This window comes from Pseudoalteromonas luteoviolacea (genome assembly GCF_001750165.1).
GTDB lineage: Bacteria > Pseudomonadota > Gammaproteobacteria > Enterobacterales > Alteromonadaceae > Pseudoalteromonas > Pseudoalteromonas luteoviolacea_G.
In genome coordinates, this window is sequence record NZ_CP015412.1 from 312947 (window position 1) to 339317 (window position 26371).

A 26371-nucleotide genomic window follows, 5' to 3' on the forward strand; every position below is an offset into this window, starting at 1 on the left:
CATGGTTATATCTCATAAAGGTAATATGTTTCCTCTTGGCAGCACTGTCACTGAGGCGGGTGTTAACTTTGCTATCTACGCCCCACATGCAGACAAAGTGTGTCTTTGCCTCTTTGATGGTTTTGGCAGATGTGAGCGAGACAGGATTGACATGTTTATCCACGAAGGGGGCGTGTGGAGTGTTTTTGTAGACTCTCTTAAGGAGGGGGCTCTCTATGGTTATCGGGTGAATGGCCCATATGACCTTTCAGATGGACATTTTTTTAATTTTAATAAACTGCTTCTCGACCCTTATGCAAAAGACTTTAGTGGTGAGTTTACTTGGAGCGAACGTCATTATTGCCATCTACCTGTTGGTGAGTTTAATACCTTAGACAATGCGATTGACATGCCCAAATGCAAGGTTATTAAAGAGCAACTGTATACAGGTAAAAAACCAAATATTGCCTGGTGTGATACGTTTATTTATGAGTGTCATGTGAAAGGCGCGACGCAACTGCACCCCGAAATTGAAAAATCCAAGGTTGGAAAGTTTGCCGCACTCGCGCAACCGGCTTTTTTGCAACACCTTAAGTCACTGGGTGTGACAGCGATAGAGCTGTTACCTGTGCACGCCTTTGTGAGTGAACAATTTTTAACCACTAAAGGGCTGCAAAATTACTGGGGGTACAACACTCTAAGCTTTTTTATTCCCCACAAATCTTACTGTGTAAATGGCGATATCAATGAGTTTAAAAGTATGGTTCGACAATTTCATGAACATGATATTGAGGTGATCATCGATGTTGTATACAACCATACTGCAGAAGGCGGCATTGATGGTCCTATGTTGTCCTTCAAGGGGCTAAATAATAATGGATATTATCGAACATTAAACTCTTCAGAGTCTACTTACATCAATGATACGGGCTGTGGCAACACGGTGAATATTGATGACCCGCTCACATTAAAGCTCATTATGGATAGCCTCAGGTATTGGGTCGAGGTAATGGGAGTTGATGGGTTTAGGTTTGACTTAGCGACAATACTTGGACGCACCTCAGAAGGTTTTTCGAGTCGACACTCATTTTTTCAAGCAATTTTACAAGACCCAGTTTTGTCTTCTGTGAAATTAATCGCAGAGCCTTGGGATGTAGGGCCAGGAGGTTATCAACTAGGTGCATTCCCACCCCCTTGGCGAGAATGGAATGATAAATATCGTGATGTAGTTAGACGCTTTTGGCGAGGTGATGGTGGGACATTACCTGAACTTGCAAAGCGGATCCATGGCTCTAACGACTTGTTCGAGCATAATCAAAGGGGACCGCTTAATTCAATTAACTTTTTGACTAGTCATGATGGTTACAGTCTTGCGGATTGGACAAGCTTTGAGCATAAACACAACGAAGCAAATGGCGAACACAATCGCGATGGACATAGCGAAAATTATTCGTTTAATTGCGGGGTTGAAGGCGTAACAAGTGATAATGAAGTCAATAGCCTACGTCTTAAGGTGCAATTGAATGCATTGGCCACCCTGTTTTTGTCAAAGGGGGTGCCAATGATGGCTGCTGGGACAGAGTTGAATCATACTCAGCTCGGAAATAATAACGCTTACTGTCAAGATAATGAGGTGAGTTGGTTAGATTGGTCAGGTCAAAACATGACTCAATCGCTGAGTCAGTCTATTTCCGAACTAATGAAATTAAGAAAACAATTAAGTGTGTTTCAGCATCCATTTTTTGTCCATGCCGATGATGAACGATTTTCGGTAGAGTGGCTAAATAAAGAAATGCTTCCAATGAGTGAAAGTGATTGGCACGACGAAGAGAACAAAACTCTCATGTATGTCCTTGCTGATAAGCTCAAATCAAAAGCGGTGATGGTCATTTTAAATGCTGATACACAGCACTTATCGATATCGTTGCCTATTTCTCCCTTTTCTAGCAGCTGGGAATGTTTGTTTACGTCAGAGCAAGCTTATGACGCAAATATAGTTCCTATCTCTTTTTGTCTAACTGGACAGAGTGCCTGGGTACTCGTATCAAATTTAGAGGAAAACACGAATGACTGACAAAAAGTCTAATGTGTGTGTTGTTAAACACTGGCAGGACGCGCCTAAGCTTAATGAAAGCGCACTAGCAGATGATTTAAATCGACATTTTTATTATACCTTAGGTCGCGATAGGGTCGGAGAGTCTAAGCACTATTTATTTCAAGCGCTAGCATTAACAATCAGAGATAGGATGGTGGCTCGATGCAGAGCTACTAATCAACATTTATCGCAGCAAAAAACCAAAAAAGCGGCTTACCTTTCACTAGAATTTTTGATGGGCCGTGCATTGGGTAATGCAATTTTGAATTTAGATCTTGAAGAGCAAGTAAAGTCTGCACTCAAAGAATATGGTACAGATTTGGAAGAACTTGAGTCTGCTGAGCATGATGCTGGATTAGGGAACGGCGGTTTGGGAAGGCTTGCCGCATGCTTTTTAGACAGTTGTGCATCGTTAGCGTTACCGGTTGTCGGTTATGGTATTCGTTACGAATACGGGATGTTTAATCAATCAATCGAACATGGTGTGCAAATAGAACAACCAGATAAATGGCTTAGAGAAGGTCACCCATGGGAGTTGAGCGCACCCGAGCAAGCTAAAGTTGTTAAGTTTTTCGGCAACGTAGAAATTCTTACTGACAAACATGGTCGTACGCACCACCAATGGGTCAACTCACAAGATGTATTAGCTGTACCTTTTGATGTTCCAATTCCTGGTTATCGTAACGGAGTAGTCAATACACTTAGGCTCTGGAAAGCAGAAGCCACGGATGAATTTAACCTTAAAGAGTTTAACGCAGGTAGTTATTCAGAGGCTGTGGCTAAGAAAAATTTGGCTGAGCAAATTACCATGGTGTTATATCCAAATGATGCCAGCGAAAATGGTAAAGAGCTGCGATTGCGACAGCAGTACTTTTTATCAAGTGCAAGTTTGCAAGATATTTTACACCAATGGACTGAACAGCATGGTACCGATTTTAGTGATTTTGCTCAATATCATGTATTTCAGCTTAATGATACTCACCCCAGTGTCGCCGTTGCTGAACTAATGCGCTTACTACTCGATGAATATGAACTCGAATGGGAGCAAGCTTGGGAAATTACGACCACGACTATGGCTTATACAAACCACACCTTATTACCAGAAGCCTTGGAAAAATGGTCGGTATCTTTATTTAGCCGCCTACTTCCAAGAGTGCTTGAGATCATTTACGAAATTAATGCTCGGTTTTTGGCAGAAGTGGCACTGAAGTGGCCTGGAGATGTGGAAAAACAAAGACAACTTTCTTTGATTGAGGAAGGACCAGAACCACAAATTAGAATGGCATATTTAGCCATTGTGGGTAGCTTTTCTGTAAATGGTGTCGCCGCTCTGCATACTGAACTGCTCAAATCCGGACTGTTTAATACCTTTTATAATTTGTGGCCCAAAAAGTTTAATAATAAAACAAATGGCGTAACACCGAGAAGGTGGCTTGCGCATTGCAATCCAGATTTAGCGGTATTAATCACCGATAAAATAGGCGAAGGGTGGCAAGCTGATTTTTCAGAGATCAGTTCGATCAGAAGGTATTACGATAAACCAGCTTTTCAGGCGCAGTGGCAAAAAGTTAAGGAGTCTAACAAGGAAAAATTAGCTAACTTGGTCAAAGCACGCTGTGGTGTTGAGTTCGATACAAGCATGATATTTGATGTGCAAGTGAAACGAATTCATGAATATAAACGCCAACTTTTAAACATTTTGCATGTTATTGCATTATATGACCAGATCCGTCGAGGCGAGGTAAAAGATATTGTGCCTAGGTGTGTTTTATTTGGTGGCAAAGCAGCACCAGGTTATTACATGGCTAAGCTAATTATTAAACTTATTAATAATGTGGCAAATGTGGTCAATAAAGATAGTGCAGCCAAGCCTTACTTAAGAGTCGCTTTTTTACCAAATTATAATGTAACCGCAATGGAAACTATCTGTGCGGCCACTGACCTGTCCCAACAAATATCCACAGCTGGTAAAGAAGCCAGTGGGACGGGAAATATGAAATTCATGATGAACGGTGCGGTGACTATTGGTACGCTGGATGGTGCAAATATAGAAATTAGAGAACAGGTTGGAGATGATAATTTCTTTTTGTTTGGGGTGACAGCAGATCAAGCTAGTCAGGTAAGGCAGCATTATGACCCGGTAAGTATTATCGAAGCCTTTGAACCATTGAGAAATGCAATGAAATTGCTTGAAAGTGGCCATTTTAATCTATTTGAACCTAATATTTTCAATGATATAACCGCATCAATTACGAGTCCAAATGACCCGTGGCTGGTTGCTCAAGATTTTGAAAGTTATTTTGAAGCCCAAAAGCGGGCTGCAAAAAGTTATACGAATAAAACACTGTGGAATCGTATGAGTATTTTAAATACTGCGGCTAGTGGCACTTTTTCTAGCGATCGTACTATTTCTCAGTACAGCGAAGAGATTTGGCGATTGAAACCAATGCAGTAACCGCCTTGAACAATAATATGGAGATAAGAAATGCCGAGTTATGCAAACCGTTATATAAGTAACCTGACAAGAGACACTTATGCATTGATCCTTGCAGGTGGACGTGGCAGTCGGTTGCACGAATTAACCGACTGGCGTGCAAAGCCAGCGGTGTACTTTGGTGGTAAGCACAGAATCATTGATTTCCCGCTGTCTAATTGTATTAATTCAGGAATACGCCGAGTTGGAATTGCAACACAATATAAGTCTCACTCGCTTATAAGGCATGTAAATAGAGCGTGGGGTCACTTTAAAAAGGAATTGGGGGAGTCTGTAGAAATTCTACCTGCATCACAGCGTTATGGCGATGAATGGTATTGCGGCACTGCGGATGCAGTATTTCAGAATATGGACATAATTCGCCATGAACTGCCAAAATACGTCATGATCTTGTCAGGCGATCATGTGTATAGAATGGATTATGGTGCATTGATTGCGAAACACGTAGAAACTGGCGCAGATATGACGGTTTGTTGCATTGAGGTTGATTGTGATGAAGCGGCTAATACGTTCGGTGTAATGACTGTAGATGAAGGTAAACGGGTGCGTCGATTTGATGAAAAGCCAGCTGAGCCGACTTCTATTCCAGGTAAGCCAGGTACTTGCTTAGCTTCTATGGGGAACTATGTGTTTAATACTGAGTTTTTATTTGAGCAGTTAAAACGGGATGCTCAAAGAGAGGGCTCAGGTCGTGATTTCGGACATGATATCATTCCATCCATCATCGAAGAGCATAATGTGTTTGCATTTCCATTTAGAGATCCTAGCCATCCAGGACAGCCATATTGGCGAGATGTAGGTACCATTGATTCATTTTGGGAAGCGAATATGGAGTTGGTGTCTGTTCAACCTCAACTTGACTTGTATGACCCGTCTTGGCCTATTTGGACTTATCAAGAGCAGCTTCCGCCTGCCAAGTTTATCTTTGATGATGAAAATAGGCGTGGGATGGCGGTAGACTCTACTGTGTCAGGTGGTTGTATAATATCAGGCGCTGTTGTTCGTAAATCTCTATTATTTTCAAATGTTCATGTGCATTCTTATTGTGAAATAGAAGGTGCAGTTGTACTTCCAGGTGTTAAAATAAATCGTCATTGTAGGATTAAAAACGCGATTATTGACAGAAGCTGTGAGATACCGACAGGTATGAGGATTGGGTTTGATCCTGAAGAAGATCGCAGTAATGGTTTTAGAGTCTCAAATAAAGGAATCGTATTGGTTACTAGAGATATGCTTGCAGCCTTGCAAGCTAGCCAAAAGCCAAAAGAGTCAAGTTTGGAAAGTGCCTAAGGTTATAATATGCATGTAGTAATGGTGGCAGCAGAAAATGATAGGCTGCCAAATTGCAAGGTTGGGGGAGTCGCGGATGTCATTCGTGATATCCCTTACGCTTTGTCTCGTCTAGATATTTGTACATCTGTAATTGTGCCCGATTACGGTCAAGCTAATGTAAACCGAGAGTTTATTGCCGATATTGCTGTGCCTTTTAAACAGCACCTCGAAACAGCGGTACTTTGGTTGGTTGAGAATAATGATGGAGTGTCGCAGTATGTCATATCCCACTCACTTTTCTCTGAGCATGGTGGCTCGGTTTATTGTAATGATGTGGACAGGCCGTTTTATACAGATTCTAATAAGTTTGCATTTTTTAGTGCAGCAGTGTGCGAAGTAATTGAACATGAGCTGATCGGAAATGTTGATGTATTGCATTTGCATGACTGGCATGCCGCTTGTGTTTCCGTATTACGTCAGTTCAGTCCTCGCTTTAATGTACTTAAGCAAGTAAAAACCGTATTTACAGTCCATAATCTTGCTTTGCAAGGTGTTCGGCCATTCAATGGTGACGAGTCAAGTCTTGAAGCTTGGTTTCCAACGCTGAGCTATGATGGGCAACTCATTTGCGATCATATTTACCCGCATTGCTTTAATCCAATGAGAGCTGCGATTGGTTTAGTAGATAAAGTGCACTTGGTGTCGCCTACATACTGTAGTGAAGTGCAGAAAAGTAGTGACCATCAGGCAGGTTTTTTTGGTGGTGAAGGCTTAGAACATGATATGCAAATTGCTGCGAATAAAGGCAAACTTGTCGGGATTTTAAACGGGTGTGAGTATACTCAAGAACTACCTAAACCAAGGTGGGAAGACTTATTCAATAGCGCTGAATCAAATATCTTTAAATGGATGTCGAAGTCGACTGAGTTGAAAAGTGTTTATTACATTGCACATCAACGTTTGCTAGCATGGCAAAAAACACCTTGTGAGGGTCCTGTAGTAACTAGTGTGGGTCGGTTAACAAATCAAAAAGTATTTTTGCTCAAACAGCTCATTGATGGAGACATGGTGTTTGACCATTTGGCTAGAGCGCTTCAAGAGCAAAAGGGAAGAATTATTGTACTTGGCTCTGGGGATCATGAACTGGAATATTTATTTGCACAAGTTATGGCTCGCAATGAAAATGTGCTTTACTTAAATGGTTACGGACAAGAGGTTGGTGATCTGATGTACGCATTGGGTGATCTGTTTTTAATGCCAAGCTCATTTGAGCCTTGCGGTATTAGCCAGATGTTGGCAATGAGAGCGGGGCAACCCTGTTTAGTTAATGCGGTTGGGGGACTGGCGGATACCGTAACTGATAATGAAAATGGGTTTACTTTTTGTGGAGATAATATACAAAGCCAAGCTTATAACTTAATAAATAGGTTTAAAGCTTGCATAAATGTATTTATCCATCACAGAGATGAGTATAATAGGATAGCCGCTGGTGCATCTATGAGTAGATTCACATGGGAACAAAGCGCTATTCAGTACAAGGAAAATTTATATGAGTAGATAGTAATCTACTCATCCTAGTGTTACGAAACTAGTACTTTAATGTTTTAGTTTGATTTTATTTATAAGAAATTCGGGTTAAAATAATAAAAAAGCATAAAACAAAAGTACTGTTATTTTGACAGTATAGCTAGGAGCGATGATTTGAAAGTGTTTGTGGCTCGACAAGCCATTTTTAATCGCAAAAAGCACGTAGTAGCTTATGAGCTATTGTTTCGTGATGGCACAAAAAACAGCTTTCCTAATGTCGCTGAAAACGCTGCTACAGCAAAGCTAATTATGGATAATCAACTGAACCTTGGTACGCGTTATCTAACTTCAGGAAAAAAAGCACTTATAAACATTGGAGAGGATTCTCTAAATCAAGAGCTTGCGAGGTTTTTACCCGCGGATGATGTAATTTTAGAGCTACTGGAGACGATTGCTCCAACAAATGAAAATTATGAAAAGGTTCGACAGCTATTTCATAGCAACTATCGTTTGGCATTAGACGATTTTAACTATTCGAAAGAGTGGGAACCGTTCTTAAAACTAGCAAGACTTGTTAAGTTTGATTTGGTTGAAACACCTCTTGAGCAAATAGAGCCTTTGGTTGAACAGCTCAAAAAGCGTAAAAATCTAAAGTTGTTGGCTGAGAAGGTTGAGACCGAAGAAGAGTTTCTTACTGCTAAAAAAATGGGGTTTAGCTTTTTTCAGGGGTACTTTTTCGCAAAGCCCACTATGATCGCGCAAAATGATATTGAAATTAATTATGCGATAGTGATGCTGATATACGCGGAAGCGTTGAAACCAAATATGAATATACCAAGAATAGCCGAGCTGTTTGCACAAGATACTGCGCTTGCATATAAGTTACTTCGGTTAATTAATTCCGGTGTATTTCCTATTAAAAATCGAATTGAATCATTAAAACAAGCATTGGTATATCTTGGGCACGAACGCATAATTAAATTTGTTAATTTAATTATGACAGCACATGTAGCCGAGACAAAGCCAACAGAATTAACACGCTTAAGCATAGTCCGCTCTAGGTTTTGTGAATTACTCAGCAGGCAAGTCGCACCGTCACTAGCTAGTATGAGTTTCTTAACAGGCTTATTTTCTTTACTTGATGCTATTCTAGATAAACCAATGGATGTTGTCGTTGAGCGTTTGCCCTTTCCTGAGGTTCTAAGAGACGCTTTGATAGGGGAGCCCAACACTTTATACTACATATTAAATACGGTTAAAGCTTATGAGAGTGGCAGCTGGTGGGCGATGCAAGAGGCCTGTACCATGCTGAATATTTCTGATGAGAATTTACCTGATTTTCATGCACAGGCTGTAAACTGGGCTGATATGTATCGTGAACATGTCTATTAATGCGCAGAATAGAAGCCATTGATTTTCTTAGAGGCATTGCTGTGATTGGCTTGCCTCTTACTAACTTGATGTACATGGCAAACTTTACTTCTGGAAGTGTAGCTCCCAGCTCGCAATGGAGTGACGAGGTTATAAGCTATCTTGCTGATATTTTTGCACATGGTAAATTCAGAACTGTATTTAGCATTTTATTTGGACTGTCACTGTGCTTACTTCATGCCAAACTAAAAGAGCAACGGGGCGCTGGAATTAAAAGCCGTCTTCTCATTTTGGGGGGGATTGGATGCATTCATGGTTTTGTTGTTTGGCCGGGTGATATTTTACTCAATTATGCGCTATCCGGTTTACTTGTTTTGTCTGTTATCAGGCTTGACACGTGTACTTTGATAAAGCTTGTTGGTTGCACCATCTTAATCCCAATCGGCATACTCATATTATTGATCTATCAAGGTGGAGAACAAACAAATAGTTACCACATTGATCTGGATGAAATTAGATTTAGTATTTTAGGACTCCTCGCGTTTAACTTTGAAAATTACTTGTCGATGTTGGTACTGCTTCCAACGATAACTTTGTGGTATGTCTTTGGTTTAATGTTGATTGGTGTATTACTCTATAGGGCCTATTGGCAAGTCAATACAACTTTACCTCTGTGGCTCTGTGTTTTTATATTGATCCCCCTTTCAGTGATTAGCTCTATAGTAGCTCGATCTCTATTCGTAGCAGATTATCGCTTGATATATGATTTATTGAACTGGTTGTGTGCAATTCCTTTGAGTGTTGCTTTAGTCTGTATTGCACTCAATTATCATAAAGCTAAAGCTTTTCAAGGGACTGTTTTCTCATACGCTGGCAAAAACTCTCTTTCGTTATATTTGATGCAGTCTGTGCTTGGGGTATGGCTTTTTCAGTTTGCTTTCCCAACATGGAAGATTTATTTCACGCATACGGACTATTTTTTACTATTTATAAGCTTTACTACCCTACAATTGGCATTAGTGTGGTGTTTTTATCGCATGTCATTGAGGGGCCCCGCAGAGTGGGGGATTGCACACTGCCAGAAATATTTTAATAGAAGAGAGTAAAAATGTCGTTGATAAAAGTGTTTTTTCTGTTATTTACACTGGCGTTTTCGTCTATGTCTTATGCGAAAAATAACTTCTCTGTACTGTTTGTTAATCCGTCCTTAGAAGGGGAGCCTTTTTGGGGGAAAGTTCAGAAAATCACTGAAGAAGCGGCAGCTCAACTCGATGTGAACATTGATGTGATTTATGGTGATGGTAATCGCCATATTCAATTGGCAGAGCTTAAAAAGTATCTTGATTATCGAGCAAGCCCGGACTATGTCATATTGATGCTCTACCCAGGGGGAGCTGAGCAGACACTCACCATGCTCAATAATTATGGTATTAAGTTTATCACGCTCGAACAAACGATTACTGGACTTGAAAAAGAAGAGATTGGTTTCCCCAAAAAGCGCTTTGAGCATTGGTTAGGTGAAATATACTTTGATAATTACCAAGCAGGTTATGATCTCGCAAAATCTTTACACCAAAAAGTGCTCGCTGGTGGTCATAAAGGTGAAGTAAATGGATTGGCGATTAATGGACATTACGGGAGTGAGTCAGATAAACGCAATCAAGGTGCTGCAGACTACTTTAAAGAGCATGATATAAATCTTCAGCAAACGGTCCATGCCAGTTGGTCAAAAGAGCAAGCTTACTCAAAAACAAAACGTTTATTTAAACGTTACCCCCAAACTCATATTATTTGGAGCGCTTCAGATTTAATGGCTATGGGAGCGCAAACAGCAGTTAGGCAACTGGTGAAAAATGACGCAGGTAAGGTTGCTATTGGCGGATTTGACTGGTTGTCTGATAGTTTAGCATTAATTGAGCAAGAGACATTAACGGCTTCAGTTGGGGGGCATTTTATGATGGGGGGCTGGGCACTAGTGTCTCTGTTTGACTTTCATTACGGTGCGAAATATTGGCAAGAAAATAATGCAATTACCTTCAATTTGTCAGCTATCACAAGTGACAATGTTGAAGAGTTTTTGTGGATTTCATCTTCTCCAGATTGGTCTAAGCTTAATTATAAGGGCTTAAGCATTTTGGATTCGAGAGCGAGATCATACGATTTTTCCCCTGAACAGTTGAGGCAGAAGCAAAACTAAGCTTACTTCACCCAAAATCACGGCTTTCTTAGTGATAATCTGCTGAGTACTTAAGTGATCTGATTCATTTTACGTTGGAATCATTATACAATCAGCTTTTTTAGAACATTGAGAATGGCGTGGATACACCAAAACGATTAAATAAGTATATCAGTGAAACTGGATTTTGTAGCCGAAGAGAAGCAGATACACTGATCAGTGAAGGCCGCGTGTCTGTAAATGGCCAAGTTGCTGAAATGGGCTTAAAGGTCACTGATGCAGATAATATTTTGGTAGATAATAAGCCTTTAAAATCCAAGCCTAAACGTGTTTATATCGCTTACAACAAACCTGTAGGTGTAACATGCACTACTGAACGAAAAATTAAAAGTAACATCGTCAACGCAATTAATTATCCTGAACGCATTTTTCCAATAGGAAGATTGGATAGGCCTTCTGAAGGGCTGATCTTTTTGACCAACGAGGGTGATATTGTTAATAAGATTTTGCGTGCTGGCAACAATCACGAAAAAGAATATATTGTTACGGTGGATAAAGTCATTGATGATAAGTTTATTCATGGCATGCGTTCAGGAGTACCAATTCTTGGCACGGTGACAAAAAAATGTTTTGTGAAAAAAACAGGCCCTAAAAAGTTCACAATCACGCTTACACAAGGGCTAAACAGACAGATCCGTAGAATGTGTGAGTACTTTGGTTACGAAGTACAAACACTGAAACGAGTTAGGATCATGAATGTAAATCTCAATGGGCTAAGAGCAGGTGAATGGCGCCATTTAAGTGAAAAGGAAATGTCAGAGATCAATGCTTCTATTGAAGGCTCTTCAAAAACGGAAGAAGCATCCGTTGATAGTAAAAAAAGAACACGACCAAAGGAGTCGTTGAGTCAAAATAGGAACTCATCTGAAAAGCCTCGCAGTAAGAATCGGGATAATCAAGCACGCTCAGATAAACCTAAAAGAAGGTCTGGCAAAAAGCCGGAGCGTGTAAAGGGGACGCTTTCACTGAAAAGATAAAAATGGCCGCAATTGCGTAATGCCGTTCACTTAAGGTGAGCGGCGTTTGTACTTTTAGCAACTGGGTATCGGTTTTTAGACACCTTTAATACCCTCGGGTAACTTCGTTCTCGTTTTCCTTCAAGCTTAAACTGACTCGCATTTCTTTCTATATCCAGGATGATTTTAGGCACATTTCCTGGAGCATATATAGGCATTTGAGTAAGTTTGTAGATGATATGTGATGAGGCATCTCTAAAGCTAAGTTGATTTGGGTAAACACTTTTTAGTGATTTAGCCATTAATACCATTTTGTAACGGATAAGGTTGTAAGCCAGTAACAAGCCCCATAGCTCTTGGTGAATTAGCTCCGGTAAATTGCTGCGCAAGGTGAATCGACTTTCCAATAGATGTTGCTTCATTTCTCGATAGCCCATTTCAATTTCCCAGCGGTGTGCATATAAATCTACAATCTCCGAAGCTGGATATGCCATTGCATCCGTCATTGATGTGAGTACACTCACTTCTTTTCCTTTCACTCGCCTTGTCAATAATCTCACGGTTATAGAGTCGGGTAAGTCAGGGCGCTTCTTCTTAGCCTGCGGCGTCGTTGTCAAACGAACCAGCTTATCTTGCTTCCCTAAGCTATCAATCACTTCATACTGGGTCCCTTTCTTGAGGGGGAGCAGCCAATGCGTGTTACTCCCTTTTTGCTCCCATTCATGTAGCAAGCCAAGTGAATAAAACCCCTTATCGAATAGCGTCAAGCTGTTATTTGGAATATGGTTAATGAGTCTGCTCGCTAGGTTCATCTCGTTTTCACTTACACTATCAAAGGCACTCCCCAATATGAGATGACTGCTTAACTCCATTAAGCAGACCATTCTGACTTGCGGATAACCAGCATAGCTGGCTTTATTGGCCGTTCGAGCAAAGGTCGCACTATTTGCTGCGCTATCAGGCGTTCGCCAAACTACACCATCAACACCGTAAATATTAAGTCCATTCCAATGTGGATGCTCCGCACGTTCATGCCAAGTTTGGGCTGTACGGTAAAAAACATCTTGTACTACATTGCTACCTAGCTTTTTTCTAGCTTGAGTGACGGCACTTCGGGCGACATAGTCCACGTCTTGAGGCAAGACGATGTCTAACTTATTAATTAGTTGACGAACGGATTCAGTTCGGAACAAGGACATACCAATGACTGCCCAAATCATGGCATCCATTGGGAGCTTGCGTTTACGCAATGTTGCTACACCATTGGACTCTAAACAGGCTTGTATAATCTCTGGCTCTAAAACATCAGCCAAGCTTTTAAATTCAGTGAGGCGAGAGATAGATGTGCGTGCAAGTGCTTCTGACAATTCCATTAAAAAATCCGATACCAGTATACTGATATCGGATTTTGAAGCCTTGAAAAGATCAGTCAACTGATCATTAAAATATTTCTTAACTGATCGGCATTACGCAATTGCGGCCATTTTTAATTTGTTATTGAACGCTTTCTGGCGCTTTAATTTTGAAAGCCAAACAGTAGACAACCGGTATAACAATTAAGGTTAAGATTGTGGCAAAACCAAGCCCAAACATAATTGTTACCGCCATTGATTTAAAGAACACATCAAATAACAGGGGGATCATGCCCAATATCGTTGTGATTGCAGCCATTGATACTGGCCTTACACGGCTTACCCCTGAGTCAAAAACTGCTTGGTAAGGTGCCTTACCACTGTCGATTTCCAGGTTTATTTGATCCATCAAAACAATCCCATTTTTAATTAACATGCCAGATAGACTTAACAATCCAAGTAGTGCCATAAAACTAAATGGAGCTTGAAAAGCAACCAGTCCTGCTGTAACACCAATAATGGCCAGTGGTACAGTACTCCAAATGACTAAAGGCTTTTTAATCGAGTTAAACAGTAGCACTGTGATCATAAACATACTTAAATAGCCCAGAGGGAGAGAGCCAAAGATAGCTGTTTTTGCTTTAGAGGAAGATTCATATTCACCGCCCCATTCCATTTTGTAGCCAATGGGCAGTTCAATGGCTTCGATATCTGCTTTGATACGAGTAAAGAGTTTTGCAGGTGTTTCGTTGCCAATGACATCATGGTCAGCCATTACCGTAATAGTACGTTTTCGATCTCGACGCATGATTAAGCTATCTTCCCAGACCACTTCAAACCTATCTACGATCTGGCTAACAGGTACGTAAACATTTAATACAGGACTAAATACTTGTAAGTCTTGTAAGTTTTCAACACTGTATCTCTCTATTTCTGGGGAGCGAGCGACGATAGGTAACATTTGTGTACCGTCACGGTATAGGCCAACTTGTTTACCAGATATGCTAGTAAGTAGTAATTGGTCGAGGTCGGTTTTGCTGATCCCCAAACGACGGGCTTTCTGCTCATTAAATACTGGTTGGAGTACTTTGCTACGTTGGCGCCAATCGTCTTTAATGCTGTGCGCGCCAGGGTCATTTTCTAAAATGGCTTTGGCTTCAGCTGCCAATTGACGTAAAACCACTGGATCAGGACCGGAGAAGCGGGCTTCAATTTTAGCATCGGTAGAAGGGCCAATCTCCATACGTTTAATTTTCAGCTGGCCATCTAGTTCATTTTCTCCAGAAAAGGCACGGACTTTTGCTATCATGTCAGTCACATCTTCACGTGTTTTTACACGGATAATAAGCTGTCCGTATGCATCATATTGCTTTTCAGGGCTATATGTGAGCATGAACCTTGGCGCACCTTGTCCAATAGTTGCTGTGACGTCTGTTACCGAGTCGTGTTGTCTGAGGAATGTTTCGATCTTTTTTACATTGTCTGAAGTCGCGCGGATATCCGAACCTTGGTAATTCCAATAATCTACATAAAACATCGGCGTGTTTGATGCGGGGAAAAATGATTGCTTAACAGATTTAAAGCCAACCACCGCACTGCCAAGCAGTATGACCATAAAGAGCATTGTCGCCCACCTATTACGTAAGCTAAACGCGAGTAATGCCTTGTATGCAGTAAAAATGATACCTTGATATGGGTCGTTTTGTTGTTCATTACTACCTGCTTTAATCTCTTCTTTAAAAAGCATGTTTGCAAAAAAAGGAGTGAGAGTAATAGCGGTTACCCAGCTTAGTAGCAGTGAGATAAACAACACCCAAAACAATGAACCTGCAAACTCGCCACTGGCATCAGAACTTAAACCAATTGGCGCGAAAGCGGTAATACCAATGATGGTCGCGCCAAGTAGTGGCCACTTGGTCTGCTCGACAATATTAACCGCAGCTTTTACTTTTGACTGACCGCGTTTCAAGTTAATCAATATACCTTCTGTTATTACGATGGCATTATCAACCAACATACCTAATGCAATAATCAAAGCACCAAGCGAGATTCTTTGTAAATCAATGGCAAATAACTTCATAAAGATGAAAGTGCCTAAAACGGTTAGCAGAAGTATACCGCCGATCAAGATACCGCTTTTTACACCCATAAAAATGAGCAAGACAATGATAACGATAGCAACGGCTTCTAATAAACTTACTATGAAGCCATCCACTGACTTTTTAACTTCAGCGGGCTGGTTATAAACACTATTTACTTCAATGCCGTAAGGTTTTTGATAATCCAATTCAGCGAGGCGTTTTTTAATTGCTACGCCTACATCAACCACATTCACACCAGATGTGAATGAAATACCAACCAATAAGGCTCTGTTATTATTAAAGCGAGTAATATGGTTGGGTACTTCTTGGTATTCTCTTGAGACTGTAGCGACATCGCCCAAATAGATCAGTTCTTTAGCACCCGGTTGAGATATCAGTAAATTTTCTAGCTCAGAGACATCTAAAAATTCACCAGTAGGATGCAGGCGAATAGACTCATTTCCTACACGAATTTTACCGGCATTCGATACTGTGTTCTGTGTTTGGAGTAATGAGAAAATATGGTTAGGAGATATCCCTAACTGTGACATCTTTTGGGTCGAAATCTCAACAATGACTTGGGCTTGCTGTTCACCTGCTACCGTGACCTTACTTACACCATCTACTAATACGAGCTCTCGACGTAAAAAATCGACATAGTCTTTGAGCTCATCATAAGTGTAACCTGCACCAGTCACGCCATATAACATCCCGTATACGTCAGCGAAGTCGTCCATAATTGTGGGCGGTTGCACACCAGATGGCAACTGGGGTGTAAGATCATTGATTTTGCGTCTTAACTCGTCCCATATTTGTTTGAGGTCCTCTTTCCGATAAGTGCTTTTCATCTCTACTGAAATTTGAGACTTACCTGGCGAAGAAATAGAGGTGACATAATCAACGTATGGCAAGCTCTGTATTGCATTCTCAATAGGATAAGTGACTTCTTCTTCTACTTGTTGTGGTGATGCGCCAGGGTAGGCTGTGATCACCATGGCTTTTTTTAGGGTAAACTCAGGATCTTCCAACTGGCCAAGACCGAAATATGAGACACCACCTGCAGCAAATAGCAGCACGGCAAACATCGCGCTAATGACTTTATTCTCAATAGACCAACTTGCTAAGCTCATCGTTATAAGCCTCGCTCTTTTGTCCAAGGTCTCACTTTCAAGTTTTCTTTTAAATGATGTACGCCAGCGGCAACCACAATTTCACCTGCTTTAAGCCCATCTAAAACTTCAATGCTCGACTCCCTCATTTCACCCAGCGTGATATGACGTTTGTTGACCGTATTCGTTTTAGTGTTATACACCCAAACGTAGTGGTTATTGTCAATTTGCTCATTTTGAGCTGAGAATACAGCTTCGTTAGGGACTAAGAGTGAACTTTTTTGCAAGTTCATTACTTTGCTAGGGTCGATATACACATGTCCAGTCATACCTGCAAATAGATTGAAATCTTCAGGAATGGGAAGTGAAAAAACGACTTTGTATGTCAAAGTAACCGGATCTGCTTGAGTGTCCCACTCTTTTATGGTCAATGAGTATGATTTATCGGGAAAACCGTCAAAAACAACGGTTGGGTGATAATCTAAATCTTTGTTTACACGTGCAACAAGTTTCTCCGGTACTTGAATGACAACGTCCATTCGGTCGCGAGTTTCAAGCCTGAGGATGTTTTGTTTGGCAACGATGTTTTCATAATTTTTGACAAATACTTTTGCGACAGTGCCATCAAAAGGAGCACGCAATTCACTGTTTTGTAAATTTGTTTGTGCAATTCTATACGCTGATTCTGAGACTTGTTTGTTGGCGAGAGCTTGATCGTATTCAGCTTTACTTGCTGTTGATTTGTTAAAAAGGGATTCAATACGATTGAGCTGTAATGCTGCAAGCTCATATTGTGCTTTCCTCTGTTGGAACTGTAGTTCAAAGTCTTCAGGGTCAAGCTTTGCCAGTAGTTGGCCTTTTTTTACTTCTTGGCCTGCTAATATGGGAAAGTCAATAAGCTCTCCGTTGACTCGAAATGCTAAGTATGAACCTTGATTGGCGACAACTTCTGCGGGGAAATGTCTAATTGCTGCAGCCGCTGGGTCACTAACCGTGTGTAGCTTAACTGGCCTAACTAAATCTTGATTTGGTGATTGGATAACTTCATCTTGGCAAGCTCCAAGTAAAAGTGCGGATGATAATACGAGTACGCGTTTAAACACTTAAGTTACTCCGAAATATATGACTCCTAAGATAATGTAGTGCAGGATATATAAAATAGTACTAAAATAAAAATTATAAATAATTAGAGTTTTAATAAATAAAATTTATGAAGTTGTCGGATTTAGAAGTGCTCCATGTCGTTGCTCATTCTCAAAGCCTTAATGATGCAGCTAAACGTCTATTCAAAACACAACCTGCGGTAACACAAGCGTTGAAAAGATTAAGTACTGAGCTGGGCTTTCCCTTGGTTACTAGAGAGGAGTATAGAATTAAGCTTACAGAACAGGGTCAGCGCTTTTATAAAGAAGCAGTAAAATTGATTGAGCATCATGAAAATCTTAAATCAATGGCTGCGGACTTTGCCCAGGGAAATGAGCCAAAATTTAATATTTGTTATGAAGCAATGAGTTATGACTATAGCTGTAATGAGCTTATTAAACGTACGTTTCGGCAATTTCCGTCAACAGCGTTTGAAATTACCAGTGGTAAGCGTTTTGTTGCACTGGATAGAGTGAACCAAGGTTTATCTGATATTGGAGTCGGACCGTGGTTTAATTTGTTTCATGCAACAGGAGATTTAGAGTCTGTAGCGATTGGTGAAGTAAAGCTGGGACTGGTTGCCAAAAAGGGCTTGCTGCCGAGCAAATTGACATTCGAAGCGTTAAATCAGTACCCATGTTTGGCAATGACGGAGAGTGGGTTTGAGTTTGATAGTGACCGTCTAGAGTATTCAAAAAGTCGCAGTGTCATGAAACTTGATGACATTGCAACAATCAAAATGTTTTTATTGCAAGGACTTGGTTTTGCGATTGTGACATTAAACCACTGTGAACAAGAGTTAGAACAAGGGTTGCTTGAACAAATAAGGGTTTCAGATAGGCAAGATCAGTTCACTGTTGATATCCATGCGTTTAGAAGGCAGTTACCCCATCATGGCTCTGTTGCGCAGTATTTGTGGGAAGGGTTTAAAGAGTTAGGTAAGCAGTATAGTGAACGATGAATTCAAACAGAATGTATACACACTTATAGGCGCTATTCCGAAAGGGAATGTCGCTACTTATGGTCAAATAGCAAAGCTTGCTGGTGCTCCCAAACATGCGCGTTCGGTGGGCTATCTATTAAAGCATTTGCCAGGTGACAGCACTTTACCTTGGCACAGAGTGATCAACAGTCAGGGGAAAATTTCTTTTCCAACTGACAGTGAGAAGTTTAACGCCCAGTCGCTGAAGCTTCGGGAAGAGGGTGTAGAGATGCTTAATGGAAAAATATCTCTTGGCAAGTATTTGTGGCGTTAATTAAGCGGATTGGTAAGAAAGCATCGAGATAATTTCGGAAATTGGGTTGATCGGTTTAGAACACGTTGGCGTAAATAGACTTAGAGATTATCACAACTAAGTTAATATGAAACGAGCACTTTTTCCTTTATCAGTATATATTTTACCGCAAGGCTATACGCGGTTACGTATATTCGAGCCACGCTATTTGCATATGGTTAAAACGGCCATGAAAGAGCACAGTGGTTTTGTGTTGTGTCACAGCGATAAAACGTCTACGACAGAAGTTTCACGAGAAGGTGTATTTGTTGAAATTGTTGACTTTTCACAAGACAGCGGCGGTCAGCTGCTTATAGACGTATATGCTCGGCACAGAGTGTTGATTTCAGATGTGTCGACTGATGAATTGAATTTAAAGTATGGCTGGTGTGAGACGGTTGATAAGCCATTGTGGGAACTTGGTAGTGATGGCTTCGTTTATCATGAACGTTTAGCTGATTTGCTGAGAGATCTATTCGTGGTTAACACTGAGCTCAATGATCTTTATAAAAAGAAAAATTATGCGGATCCGATTTGGGTTGCAGCCAGGTGGTTGGAGTTGTTACCGCTCACGCTGACTCAAAAGCAAAAAATTCAAAGCTGTCGAACTTATCAAGCCGTAGCGGGCGTTTTGTTTGAAGTTTTTGATGAACAAGAGTGATCTCAATGTGAAAGTACGCCGTATAGTCTAATATGTTACTGGCTGAGAGTGTTACATTATGGTTAGTTTAGAGCAATCACGAGATTGCCGCACAAAAAAAGGTATAAACCAAGGGATGCAAGAAACCCCTTCAGAGCAGTTAACTCAAGCATTAGTTAAAGTTGCGAATGATGCAGACAAAAAAGCTTACGCATATCTGTTTTCGTATTTTGCACCTAAAATAAAGCGCTTCGGTATTAAACAATTTGGCTCGGAAGCGATGGCAATGGAGCTGGTGCAGGACACCATGACTTCAGTGTGGAGAAAGGCCAAGCTTTACCACCAAGATAAAGGCGCAGCAACAACTTGGGTATACACAATTATGCGTAATGCGTCATTTGATGCGCTAAGAAAAGTTAAAAGTAACAGAGAAGACAATTTAAGCGAAGAAATATGGCCCTTGTTTCATGATGAGCAAGTGTGTGAGAAAAGCTTTAAAGATCACTTACAAACAAATCAACTCAAAGAAAAAATCAAAAATTTACCCGCTGCACAAAGAGACGTTGTCGTGGGAGTATATTTTGAAGATATGACGCAAGAACAGCTTGCACATCATTTAGGGATCCCTGTAGGCACTGTTAAATCTAGATTACGCTTGGCGTTGAAGAAGTTAAAAGTCGAATTGGGAGAGCAGCATGATTAAATATCATCCCTCTAAACAGTTAATGCACAAGCACGTCGCCGGAGAACTGCCTGTTGGTTTGAGTGTGGCCATAGCTGCCCACATTGAACTTTGCGATAAATGTAAGTGTGAAGTAGAAGAGCTTGAAGCGAAGCTAGCAACGCAGTTCTTCAACAGTGAATCAGCGGAGTGTGGTTTCCATGGCGACAATATTTCGACAGAAGATGATTTATTGTTCGACGCTATGTTGAGTGATATTACGTCCCTTGATGTTGATACACATGTTAAACCTCTCGAAGCTAGCATGTTTGATTATCAAGACAAATCTGTGCAATTACCACGAGCCATCGCAGCATTGAAGCTTGGCAGTTTCATCAACGCAGGCAAGGTATCTCGTGCTCGCTTCGAACTCGATGAAGGCCCAATGCGTAGTAGTTTACTTCATATTAAACCTGGTGGAGAGATACCAGAACACACTCACACTGGTTTTGAGCTAACATTACTCTTGGATGGGACGTTTGAAGACGAGAGTGGCAAATATGTTCCTGGCGACTTTATCATGTTAGATGGGCGTCACAATCACACCCCTAAAACTGAAGAAGGTTGTCTGTGTTTCACACTAGTTGATAATGCCCTGCATTTTAACAAAGGGTTAAGTAAGCTTCTAAACCCTATTGGCAAACTGATTTATTAGGGAGCAATATAAGTATGCAAATTGAAACACCTATACAGATCGGATTAAGCGCATGCCTTGGTGGAGACAGGGTTCGTTTTGATAAAGGACATAAACGCTCGAATTTTTGTATGGACGAGTTCAGCAAGCATGTAGAGTTTGTTAAGTTTTGTCCTGAAGTAGCCATCGGTATGCCTGTGCCTCGTGAGACCATAAGGCAAGTTCGCTATGGTGATACAATCAAAGTATGTAGACCTGACGGGTCACAAGATGTTGGTCCGAAATTAACGGAATACGGCAAAAAAATCGCACAAACAAAAGCTAAAGAGTTGTCTGGGTTCGTTTTTTGCGCAAAAAGCCCAAGTTGTGGTATGGAGCGTGTGAAAGTTTATAACGATACAGGTACTGGCGCTACAGCTGAAGGTGTCGGAGCGTTCGCTGCTGAGATAATGCGACACAATCCTTTACTGCCATGTGAAGAAAACGGCAGGTTGAACGATGTGCATTTGCGCGAGAATTTTGTAATGAGAGTTTTCGTGTATAAGTCGTGGCAAGAGTTAATGGAAAAAGATGTCACCAAGCACATGCTCACGGAGTTCCATGCCAAACACAAGTATTTACTTATGAGTCATAACTACGCTGCTTATAGGACGCTTGGTCGGTTACTTGCTGAAGGCGAACCAAAAGAGTCAGTCCAAGTCGCACATCAATATATTAGCGGATTAATGTCAGCTTTGAAAAAGCCAGCAAGTAGAAAAGCGCAAGCAAACACGTTGGCACATTTACAAGGTTATTTCAAAAACGAGTTATCAAGTATTGAAAAGGCCGAAATGGTTGAAGCTATTGATGAATACAGAACAGGGCTTGTGCCATTGAATGTGCCATTGACACTGTTGAAGCATCATTTGCGTGTGCACCCCAAGTCTTATTTAGAACAACAAGTGTACTTTGACCCATATCCAAATGATTTAAAATTAAGGTTCTCAATTTGAGTAAAGCACTTTTTTGGTTCAGGCGTGATCTAAGGTTATCTGGTAACCAAGCGCTTGAAGACGCAATTAACAACGGCGCCACTGAGGCGCTGTTTTTTGTTTGTGAAAAACAATGGCAATCACACAAGACCAGTGAAATACAGGTTGATTTAGTTAAAAGGCGTATTGATTATCTTGGAGGTCAATTAGCAGAGTTGGGTATAACGCTTCATGTGATTGATGCACAAGACTTTCAGCAACTACCTAGTAGACTTGAAGAATTTATTGCACGGCATGGTTTTACTCATATCTATGCCAATAGAGAGTACGAAATTAATGAATTAAACCGTGATGAACAGTGCATGTCATTAGGGGCTGAGCTGCATTTGTATGATGGTGATGTGCTTTGTCCACCCGGTAGTGTAGTTACTAAAGGTGGAGAGATGTTTAAGGTCTTTACACCGTTTAAAAAAGCATGGCTGTCACAATATTCACAGTATACTTTTCCAATAAGCGAGTATATTCGCTCGGTAAATCAGCCTGTTGCTTGGCAAACATCGGACTTGTTAGCTACTAACGGTGCTTCTGAAAAGTGGCCAGTAGATGACCATGTACTTTCTCAGGTTATTGAACAATTTTTAGAAGATAAGTTAAACGAATATAGTGAATATCGAGATATACCCAGTATTAAAGGGACCTCTGGGTTGAGTCCTTATCTTGCATTAGGGATTATATCTGCAAAAGATATAATTGGCCGAATTCAACAACGGATGCCAGATGTATTATATAGAACTAAAACCTCTGCATTTACTTATATAAATGAGTTACTTTGGAGAGAGTTCTATCGGCATTTAATGTTTATCTTTCCAAAACTGTGCAAGGGCAATAATTTTAATGAAAAATATAATGCGGTGCAGTGGCTAGATGATGAAGAGGCATTTTCATCATGGTGTGAAGGTAAGACAGGGTACCCCATTGTCGACGCAGCTATGCGTCAGTTGAATCAAACTGGGTGGATGCATAATAGACTGAGAATGATCGTTGCGAGCTTTTTAACTAAACACTTATTAATTGATTGGCGTAAAGGTGAAGCTTACTTCATGAGTAAGCTCATTGATGGTGATCTGGCTGCAAATAATGGTGGTTGGCAATGGGCTGCGAGCACTGGGTGCGATGCACAGCCATATTTTAGAATATTTAATCCGATAACCCAAAGTGAAAAGTTTGATCCTGATGGAACTTTTATTCGTAAATATGTACAAGAATTAGAATGGGTGCCTGCTAAATATATTCATTTTCCTCATGATTATATTAACGCTGTCGGCAGACCGTGTTATACAGCACCTATAGTTGAACATAAAGAAGCGAGAGCCAGAGCGCTTGATGCATTTAAGGTATAGAAATGGAACAACACCTTAACAACTTTGTAGATATTTATAATCAGCTGTCAGATAAAAACCTTAACTTATTGAAAAATATTTACGATGATAGTGTGGTCTTTTCAGACCCTTTACATAAAGTTGAAGGAATTGAAGCTTTGACTAAATATTTTGAGAATTTATATGCAAATGTAAATTCCATTTCTTTTGATATTAACGAACATTATGTTGTAGATAATAAAGGTTTTTTATATTGGGAAATGCACTTTTCTCATAGCAAGCTAAATAACAAGAAAAATATCACGGTAGCAGGTCATAGCCAGCTCACTTTTAAAGGATCTAAAGTCATTAGTCACAGAGACTACTTTGATGTGGGGGCGTTGTTGTACAGGAACATACCGCTTCTTGGTAGCGTAATTAAGACGCTTGAGAAAAGGGCTGTTTCATGAGTGAAAGCAAAAAACATATACTGGTAACCGGTGCAACTTCTGGTATCGGAGAAGCCTTGGTTTACAAGTACGCACAGTCAGCCATTGTGACAGCCTGCGGACGTAACCAAGGCAAACTAGCAGAATTTGAATCGCGGGGTGTGACCACATCAAGATTCGATATGATCGAAAAACAACAGGTTTTTGATGCAGCAGAAAAAATGGATGCGCACGACATAATAATTTTAAATGCTGGTGTATGCGAATATATAGATGACGCCAACAAATTTGATTCGGCATTATTTGAACGAGTGATACATGCAAACTTGATTGCAACAGGGTACTGTCTTGAAGCATTCATACCAAAAATAAAAAAAGGTGGTCAACTCGTAATCGTCAGTTCTAGCGCGAGCTTTTTGCCGCTGCCTCGAGCCCAAGCGTACGGGGCGTCAAAAGCGGCATTAAGCTATTTAACGCGTGTCATGCAGGTTGAACTTAGAGATATAGATGTAACCTTGGTTCATCCCGGTTTTGTAGAGACACCATTGACTAATAAAAACGATTTCCCTATGCCTTGCTTAGTGAGTGTTGAACAAGCCGCAGATAGAATTTATCAAGGTGTCTTAAAGCGTAAGAATGAAGTGCATTTTCCAAAGCGTTTCACGCTGTTTTTAAAACTGTTCTCATTACTTCCATTCAGTTTATGGCTGCCACTAGCCAAAAGGATAAAACGTTGAAAAATATTGCAATAATTGGTTCCGGCATATCTGGCCTCAGTGCGGCATATTTATTAAATAAGAAACATAACGTCACTGTATTTGAAAAAGAAGATAGACTGGGTGGTCATACTGCGACAATTGATGTTGATACGCCTGAAGGCGTCAAAGGTATTGATACAGGTTTTATAGTGTTTAATGACCGTACATATCCTTTGTTTGAAAAATTGCTCGATCAAATAGGTGTAGGACGTAAGCCGACCCAAATGAGTTTCAGTGTCAAAACGGCTAATAGAGACTTCGAATATAACGGTCATACGTTTTTCTCTTTGTTTGCACAAAAGCGCAATGTGTTGTCACCAACTTTCTGGCGTTTCTTATACAGTATTGTTAAATTCAACCGTTTGGCTAAAGAGCTTTATCACAGTGGTGATTACTCCAAGCATACAAATTTGGGAGACTTTCTTGACGCCCATGGTTTTGATGAGTTTTTTAAAAAGCATTATATCTTGCCAATGGGTGCGGCAATTTGGTCTACCAGTTTAAAGGGAATGCTTGACTTTGAGATTCAGTTTTTTATTCAATTTTTCTTCAACCATGGTTTATTGGATGTAGCCGGTCGGCCTCAATGGTATGTTATTCCAGGTGGCTCCAAACAATATATTGGCCCATTAACGCGATCCTATAAAGACAAGATCAGGCTAGGTGCAAATATAACCTCGGTGATGCGCTTTGAGGATCGTGTTGAAATCACATTTGATGATGGCGGTACAGAGCTTTTTGATGAAGTAGTATTTGCTTGTCATTCAGATCAGGCTTTAAAGTTGCTCGGTGACGCTAGTGAAATAGAACAGGAAGTACTTGGCGCGATTCCATACACACCTAACAGCGTGGTTTTGCACACAGACATATCTGTGTTACCTAAAAGAAGGGCTGCTTGGGCGAGCTGGAATTATGCGTTAGACGAGAGTCAAACAAGGCCTGCAAGCGTTACTTATCAAATGAATATCCTGCAAGGCTTATCTTCTTCACAACAGTATTGTGTAACATTAAACAATGATGAACAGATAAACCAAGATAAAATAATTCAAAAATTTACTTATTATCATCCAGTGTTTAATACACAAAGCATTCGTGCACAAAAAAGAAAGTCTGAAGTTGACGGTATAAACCGAACTTATTTTTGTGGTGCATATTGGTTTAATGGCTTTCATGAAGATGGAATAAGAAGTGCTGTTGATGTCGCTGAGAAGCTCGGGGTGAGCTTTGAATAGTGCCATTTATTTAGGTGATGTAAGGCATCGACGCTTTGCAGTAGCTGAACATCACTTTAAATATCCCATGTATATGATGTGTATTGATCTTGATGAGCAACACCTTTTAGACGACATTCATCCATTATTTGGCACTAAGGGAAAAAAGCTACTACGGTTTGAACAGGCAGATTATTTAATAGGGTCTTCGAAAAGCTTAAAACAGCGTGCATTAGATAAAAGCCGTGAAATGGGTGTAGATGCACCTGATAGCAAAGTATATTTGATGGCTCAGTGTCGATGTTTTGGCTATTATTTTAGCCCAGTCAATTTTTATTTTTTTTCAAAGGAAGATGGGGAATATACCCACATGATTGCTGAAGTTAGTAACACACCATGGAATGAACGGCATTATTACCTTGTCCCTCTCGGGAAAAAAGTGAACTTTGAAAAGACCTTTCACGTATCACCTTTCATGAATTTAGATATGGAATATCATTGGCATATAAAAGCGCCTTCGCAGCATGCCTTTGTCCATATTGAAAATAAAAAAGAGCGTGAACTTTTATTTGACGCAACATTGAGACTGCAAAGAGTACCACTAGAAAAATCTTCGGTGAGTCATTTATTAAAGCAGTTTCCAGCAATGACCTTTTCAATTTTAAAAGGTATTTATTGGCAGGCGTTGAAGCTTTTTTTAAAGCGAGTTCCTTTTATCAGTCATCCTGGAAGTTTGTAAG

Annotated in this window: 22 protein-coding genes; 19 read left to right on the forward strand and 3 right to left on the reverse strand. The window is 40.4% G+C overall.

Features of this window, described 5'->3' with window-relative positions; all coding sequences use genetic code 11:
* Position 1: 1 nt before the first annotated feature.
* The 8 genes from glgX to rluF all read left to right on the forward strand — a co-directional run bounded on the left by glgX (position 2) and on the right by rluF (position 11951).
* Positions 2–2053, forward strand: a complete 2052-nt coding sequence (gene glgX / locus S4054249_RS22075) for a glycogen debranching protein GlgX (RefSeq protein ID WP_052961144.1) — start codon at positions 2–4, stop codon at positions 2051–2053.
* Positions 2046–4529 carry a glycogen/starch/alpha-glucan phosphorylase gene (locus tag S4054249_RS22080; RefSeq protein WP_046358092.1) on the forward strand — a complete coding sequence of 828 codons (2484 nt, stop codon included), beginning with the start codon at positions 2046–2048 and terminating at the stop codon, positions 4527–4529. Before glgX ends, S4054249_RS22080 begins: the two co-directional genes overlap by 8 nt.
* A 30-nt stretch (positions 4530–4559) precedes the next feature.
* Complete coding sequence (gene glgC, locus S4054249_RS22085) at positions 4560–5858, forward strand: glucose-1-phosphate adenylyltransferase (RefSeq protein WP_046358093.1); 1299 nt, start codon at positions 4560–4562, stop codon at positions 5856–5858.
* 9 nt (positions 5859–5867) lie between these two features.
* Positions 5868–7397, forward strand: a complete 1530-nt coding sequence (locus tag S4054249_RS22090) for a glycogen synthase (RefSeq protein WP_046358094.1) — start codon at positions 5868–5870, stop codon at positions 7395–7397.
* 144 nt (positions 7398–7541) lie between these two features.
* A complete protein-coding gene (locus S4054249_RS22095; RefSeq protein ID WP_063881456.1) occupies positions 7542–8759 on the forward strand; it encodes an EAL and HDOD domain-containing protein in 1218 nt (405 codons plus the stop codon).
* Positions 8759–9844, forward strand: a complete 1086-nt coding sequence (locus tag S4054249_RS22100) for a DUF418 domain-containing protein (RefSeq protein ID WP_046358096.1) — start codon at positions 8759–8761, stop codon at positions 9842–9844. The genes S4054249_RS22095 and S4054249_RS22100 overlap by 1 nt, the downstream gene beginning before the upstream one ends.
* Before the next feature lie 2 nt (positions 9845–9846).
* Positions 9847–10935: an ABC transporter substrate-binding protein gene (locus tag S4054249_RS22105; RefSeq protein WP_046358097.1), complete on the forward strand. Its 1089-nt coding sequence runs from the start codon at positions 9847–9849 to the stop codon at positions 10933–10935.
* A gap of 119 nt (positions 10936–11054) precedes the next feature.
* Positions 11055–11951, forward strand: a complete 897-nt coding sequence (gene rluF / locus S4054249_RS22110; RefSeq protein ID WP_046358098.1) for a 23S rRNA pseudouridine(2604) synthase RluF — start codon at positions 11055–11057, stop codon at positions 11949–11951.
* 26 nt (positions 11952–11977) lie between these two features.
* On the opposite strand, the gene S4054249_RS22115 is transcribed toward rluF, so the two are convergent.
* The 3 genes from S4054249_RS22115 to S4054249_RS22125 form a co-directional block, all read right to left on the reverse strand.
* Positions 11978–13303, reverse strand: coding sequence for an IS4 family transposase (locus tag S4054249_RS22115; RefSeq protein ID WP_069949099.1), 1326 nt, complete (start codon positions 13301–13303; stop codon positions 11978–11980).
* A gap of 121 nt (positions 13304–13424) precedes the next feature.
* Entirely contained in the window at positions 13425–16493 is a 3069-nt protein-coding gene (locus tag S4054249_RS22120) for an efflux RND transporter permease subunit (RefSeq protein WP_046355966.1), read from the reverse strand.
* 2 nt (positions 16494–16495) lie between these two features.
* On the reverse strand, positions 16496–17575 hold the full coding sequence (locus S4054249_RS22125; RefSeq protein ID WP_046355967.1) for an efflux RND transporter periplasmic adaptor subunit: 1080 nt from the start codon (positions 17573–17575) through the stop codon (positions 16496–16498).
* 107 nt (positions 17576–17682) lie between these two features.
* Between S4054249_RS22125 and S4054249_RS22130 the strand changes: the two genes are divergently transcribed.
* From S4054249_RS22130 to S4054249_RS22180, 11 genes are all read left to right on the forward strand, one after another.
* Positions 17683–18576, forward strand: a complete 894-nt coding sequence (locus tag S4054249_RS22130; RefSeq protein ID WP_046355968.1) for a LysR family transcriptional regulator — start codon at positions 17683–17685, stop codon at positions 18574–18576.
* Positions 18566–18871, forward strand: a complete 306-nt coding sequence (locus tag S4054249_RS22135; protein WP_046355969.1) for an MGMT family protein — start codon at positions 18566–18568, stop codon at positions 18869–18871. The genes S4054249_RS22130 and S4054249_RS22135 overlap by 11 nt, the downstream gene beginning before the upstream one ends.
* A gap of 106 nt (positions 18872–18977) precedes the next feature.
* Positions 18978–19550, forward strand: a complete 573-nt coding sequence (locus S4054249_RS22140; RefSeq protein ID WP_046355970.1) for an LON peptidase substrate-binding domain-containing protein — start codon at positions 18978–18980, stop codon at positions 19548–19550.
* A 58-nt stretch (positions 19551–19608) separates the two neighbouring features.
* On the forward strand, positions 19609–20232 hold the full coding sequence (locus S4054249_RS22145; RefSeq protein ID WP_039610349.1) for a sigma-70 family RNA polymerase sigma factor: 624 nt from the start codon (positions 19609–19611) through the stop codon (positions 20230–20232).
* On the forward strand, positions 20225–20905 hold the full coding sequence (locus S4054249_RS22150) for a ChrR family anti-sigma-E factor (RefSeq protein ID WP_046355971.1): 681 nt from the start codon (positions 20225–20227) through the stop codon (positions 20903–20905). The genes S4054249_RS22145 and S4054249_RS22150 overlap by 8 nt, the downstream gene beginning before the upstream one ends.
* Positions 20906–20919: 14 nt before the next feature.
* The gene (locus S4054249_RS22155) at positions 20920–21876 is read left to right on the forward strand and encodes a YbgA family protein (RefSeq protein WP_046355972.1); all 957 of its coding nucleotides are present in this window, start codon (positions 20920–20922) and stop codon (positions 21874–21876) included.
* Complete coding sequence (gene phrB, locus S4054249_RS22160; protein WP_046355973.1) at positions 21873–23255, forward strand: deoxyribodipyrimidine photo-lyase; 1383 nt, start codon at positions 21873–21875, stop codon at positions 23253–23255. The genes S4054249_RS22155 and phrB overlap by 4 nt, the downstream gene beginning before the upstream one ends.
* 2 nt (positions 23256–23257) lie before the next feature.
* The gene (locus tag S4054249_RS22165) at positions 23258–23683 is read left to right on the forward strand and encodes a nuclear transport factor 2 family protein (protein WP_331245602.1); all 426 of its coding nucleotides are present in this window, start codon (positions 23258–23260) and stop codon (positions 23681–23683) included.
* Positions 23680–24399: an SDR family NAD(P)-dependent oxidoreductase gene (locus S4054249_RS22170; protein WP_046355975.1), complete on the forward strand. Its 720-nt coding sequence runs from the start codon at positions 23680–23682 to the stop codon at positions 24397–24399. The genes S4054249_RS22165 and S4054249_RS22170 overlap by 4 nt, the downstream gene beginning before the upstream one ends.
* Entirely contained in the window at positions 24396–25652 is a 1257-nt protein-coding gene (locus tag S4054249_RS22175) for an NAD(P)/FAD-dependent oxidoreductase (RefSeq protein ID WP_046355976.1), read from the forward strand. The genes S4054249_RS22170 and S4054249_RS22175 overlap by 4 nt, the downstream gene beginning before the upstream one ends.
* Entirely contained in the window at positions 25645–26370 is a 726-nt protein-coding gene (locus S4054249_RS22180) for a DUF1365 domain-containing protein (RefSeq protein WP_046355977.1), read from the forward strand. The genes S4054249_RS22175 and S4054249_RS22180 overlap by 8 nt, the downstream gene beginning before the upstream one ends.
* Position 26371: the final 1 nt, after the last annotated feature.